At 55.8% G+C, this 4,097-nt stretch carries 2 protein-coding genes and 1 pseudogene; all 3 read left to right on the top strand.

The features are described from left to right. A pseudogene (locus ACOSYY_RS08325) lies at window positions 1-213 on the top strand (signal peptide peptidase SppA); the annotation flags it as partial. Between the two features lie 76 nt (window positions 214-289). Further along, window positions 290-1,252 (top strand): M48 family metallopeptidase, encoded by a 963-nt coding sequence (locus ACOSYY_RS08330; protein ID WP_421661803.1) that lies wholly within the window; start codon window positions 290-292, stop codon window positions 1,250-1,252. Window positions 1,253-1,270: 18 nt separating this feature from the next. Beyond that, on the top strand, window positions 1,271-4,097 hold a 2,827-nt coding region (carB, locus tag ACOSYY_RS08335; RefSeq protein WP_421661804.1), incomplete at its 3' end, for a carbamoyl-phosphate synthase large subunit.

Genomic DNA, 4,097 nt, shown 5'->3' on the forward strand with positions numbered 1-4,097 from the left:
ATCGGCTATCTCGAAGACGCCATCGCGTTGGCCAAGAAAAAAGCCGGTCTGACGGAAGTCCGAGTCGTGACGTACCAACGTCCGGGTGAATACTCCAACAACGTGTATTCCAAGCTGCTGGCGCCGAACGGACTCGCTGGTCTTGCCGATCTTGACCTCATGTCATTTGTCCGTGGAGGGACTCCCCAGTTCATGTACTTGTGGATGCCGTAGAGCCGGGAAGTGCGTTCCATATGAATGGTATTATGAAAGGTAATATGGATGATCGGCTTCGATCTAAGGATTCAAGATGGCACAACCGGAAAATCGGGAGATCGACACATTTTTCTTGAAGCCCGTCACCCGTCGCGCGCTGTTTCTACGCGGCGCTCGAGGCGTGTTGAGGCTCTCTTGCCTCCTGAGTATGGCGACGGCGAGCGGTTTGGTCTCAAGCCTAGCGGGGTGTGTCCGTGCCCCAGGAACTGCGCGTGATCAATTCATCTATATATCTGAGGAGAAAGAAATTGCGATGGGCATCAGCGCCTATCGTGAGTTGCTCCGTAAGGCTCCGATAAGCGACGATCCTCAACTAAATGAGTTGGTCAACCGGGTTGGTAAGCGTATTGCGGCCGTCGCCAATAAGCCGGAGTACCAATGGGAGTTCGCTATTATTCGAGATGACCGTATGATCAATGCGTTTGCGTTGCCTGGTGGTAAGGTAGCCGTCTTCACGGGGATACTGAAGCTCACGAAGAATGAAGACGGTTTGGCGACCGTCATCGGTCACGAAGTGGCCCATGCGCTCCAGCGCCATGGGGCGGAGCGCTATAGCAGAAGCATCCTTGAAACCATCGGGCAGGTCGGCGCGCTCGCGGCGGGGGCTGCTGTCGGACGCCCGGATGCGGCGATGGCAGCGATGAGCGCGTACGGAGTCGGGGTCTCTTTGCCGTTCGGGAGAAAACAGGAATCCGAGGCCGACTACATTGGGCTCAAACTGATGGCGCAAGCCGGCTATGACCCTCGGGAAGCAGTGCCCTTTTGGGAGCGGATGAGCGGGTGTCCCCGACAAATGATTGGCAAGGTTTGTTTTCGATCACAGCATAACATCCCGGAGTTTCTTTCTACTCATCCCTCCGATGTGTCGCGTATCAACCAAATTGAAGCCTGGATACCTGAGGCCTTGAAGTACTATCACGCAACGCGGGGCGGAGAGCCGCCTGAACCGGCTCCGTATCATCCGCTGATTGGGCCACCCGATCTCCCACCCGGCTGATTCGACGATCAAGACACCATGCCTAAACGGACGGACATTCACTCAATCCTCATGATCGGTTCGGGACCGATCGTCATCGGCCAAGCCTGCGAATTCGATTATTCCGGCACGCAGGCCTGCAAGGCGCTGAAAGCGGAAGGATATAGAGTCATCCTCATCAACAGCAATCCTGCCACGATCATGACGGATCCGGAGATGGCTGATCGGACGTATGTCGAACCGATCACTTTAGATGTCGTTGAGAAGGTGATCGATCGGGAGCGTCCGGATGCTCTGCTTCCGACCATGGGCGGGCAAACGGCTCTCAACACCACCATGGGGTTGGTGAAGCGTGGAGTCCTCGAGAAATACAGCGTCGCTCTCATCGGCGCTTCCGCGGAGGCCATTCATAAGGCGGAGGACCGGGAAGCGTTCAAACAGGCGATGCATCGAATCGGACTGCGGGTGCCGAAGAGCGGTACGGCGCACACGCGACAGGAGGCAACGACCATTCTCGACGCCGTCGGCTTCCCGGCGATCATTCGTCCGTCCTTTACCATGGGGGGGACCGGCGGGAACATCGCCTATAATCGGGAGGAATTCGAGAGGCTGATCGAATGGGCGCTGACCATGAGTCCGGTCAGTCAGGTGCTGATCGAAGAATCGGTCATTGGGTGGAAAGAGTATGAATTGGAGGTCATGCGCGATCTGAAGGACAACGTCGTCATCGTGTGTCCAATTGAGAACTTCGATCCGATGGGCGTGCACACGGGAGACAGTATCACGGTCGCGCCGGCCATCACATTGACCGATAAAGAATACCAACGGATGCGGGACGCGGCACTTCGTATCATCCGGGAGATCGGAGTCGATACGGGAGGATCAAATATTCAATTCGGCATCAATCCTGTCAACGGAGAGATGGTGGTCATTGAAATGAATCCTCGGGTATCTCGAAGCTCGGCATTGGCGTCGAAAGCGACCGGATTTCCGATCGCGAAGATCGCCGCCAAACTGGCCATCGGATACACCTTGGATGAAATTACCAATGACATCACCGGTGTCACGAGGGCATCATTTGAACCGGTGATCGACTATGTGGTGGTCAAGATCCCGAGATTTGCCTTTCAAAAGTTCAAAGGGGCCGATCCGACCTTGACCACGCAGATGAAGTCGGTCGGAGAAGTGATGGCGATTGGACGCACCTTCAAGGAGTCGCTGCAAAAGGCCATTCGCTCCCTGGAGCTGGAACTGAATGGATTGGCGTCTCGGTTCGGACTTGATCGAGGTGTTCCAGCAGAGTTTAATCGGTCGGAAGCGATCGAGAAACTCAACCGGGTGCTGAAGACACCATTACCGGAACGATTGTGGTACATGGCCGACGCCATGCGCCTGGGATTCACGGATGCGGAACTGTTTGCAGCCACAAAAGTAGATCCCTGGTTTTTGGGACAAATCAGACGACTGGTGGACTTTGAACGAATGCTTGTCGGTCATACCGCCAACCCGGCGGCCGTCTTGAACGGTGAGTTACTCTGGGAGGCGAAAGAGCTTGGATTTTCTGATGATCGGATCGCCCAATTACTCGGGTGCGAAGCAGCCGCGGTTCAGAAAGCGCGTACGCAACAGGGGGCGCGGGGGGTTACCTATAAACGGGTTGATACGTGTGCTGCGGAGTTCGAGGCGCAGACGCCGTATCTCTATTCCACGTACGGTATGGAGTGTGAATCCAGACCGTCGGACCAACAAAAGGTCATCATTCTCGGCGGAGGTCCCAACCGGATCGGACAAGGGATCGAGTTTGACTACTGCTGTGTGCACGCGGCCATGGCGCTTCGAGAAGAAGCGATCGATACGATCATGCTGAACTGCAACCCTGAAACTGTGAGCACGGATTACGATACGTCGGATCGACTGTACTTCGAGCCGCTGACACATGAAGACGTCCTCAACATCGTCCATCGGGAGCAACCGATCGGAGTGGTCCTACAGTTCGGCGGACAGACGCCCTTGAAGCTGGCGCTTCCGCTCTCGAAAGCCGGCGTGCGGATCCTTGGTACCAGTCCCGATGCCATCGATTTGGCCGAGGACAGGGAACGGTTTCGGGATCTCCTGAATAGGTTGGGCTTAAAGCAGGCGGAAAGTGGAACCGCCCGATCCATCGAGGAAGCGGTACACATCGCCGGGCGGATCAGCTATCCGGTCATGGTCCGTCCGTCCTACGTGTTGGGTGGACGTTCAATGCAGATCGTGTATGACGAAGCCGGCTTGCTGGAGTATATGCAATCTGCGGTCAAGGCGTCGCCCAATCATCCGGTCTTGATCGATAAGTACCTTGCCGATGCGATCGAAGTCGATGCCGATGCGATTTCGGACGGCGAAACCGTCGTGGTTGCGGGGATCATGGAGCATATCGAAGAAGCCGGGGTTCATTCCGGCGATTCAGCCTGTTCGCTGCCTCCGTATACGTTGGACAAGCCAATTGTGCGTGATATCGAGCGGCAAATGCGCTTGTTGGCGCTGGAACTCGGAGTCGTCGGGTTAATGAATGCACAGTTTGCCGTCAAAGGTCGGACCATCTATGTGCTCGAAGTCAACCCTCGAGGGTCTCGCACCGTGCCGTTCGTGAGCAAAGCGATCGGCGTACCGCTTGCCAAGTTGGCGATGAAGGTGATGATGGGAAGAACCCTCAAGGAGCTGGGCTTTACGGCCCCTCCTCTGCCGGAACATTTCTCGGTCAAGGAAGCAGTCTTTCCGTTCAATAAATTTCCCGGGGTCGATGTACTGCTGGGGCCTGAAATGAAATCGACCGGAGAAGTGATGGGCATCGATGGGGATTTCGGATGGGCTTTTGCAAAGTCCCAAG

The organism is Nitrospira sp. BLG_2, from assembly GCF_049222245.1.

Excerpts from the sequence above, each read along its gene's own strand:
- ACOSYY_RS08330 (WP_421661803.1), top strand. The coding sequence starts at position 290 with ATGGCACAACCGGAAAATCGGGAGATCGACACATTTTTCTTGAAGCCC.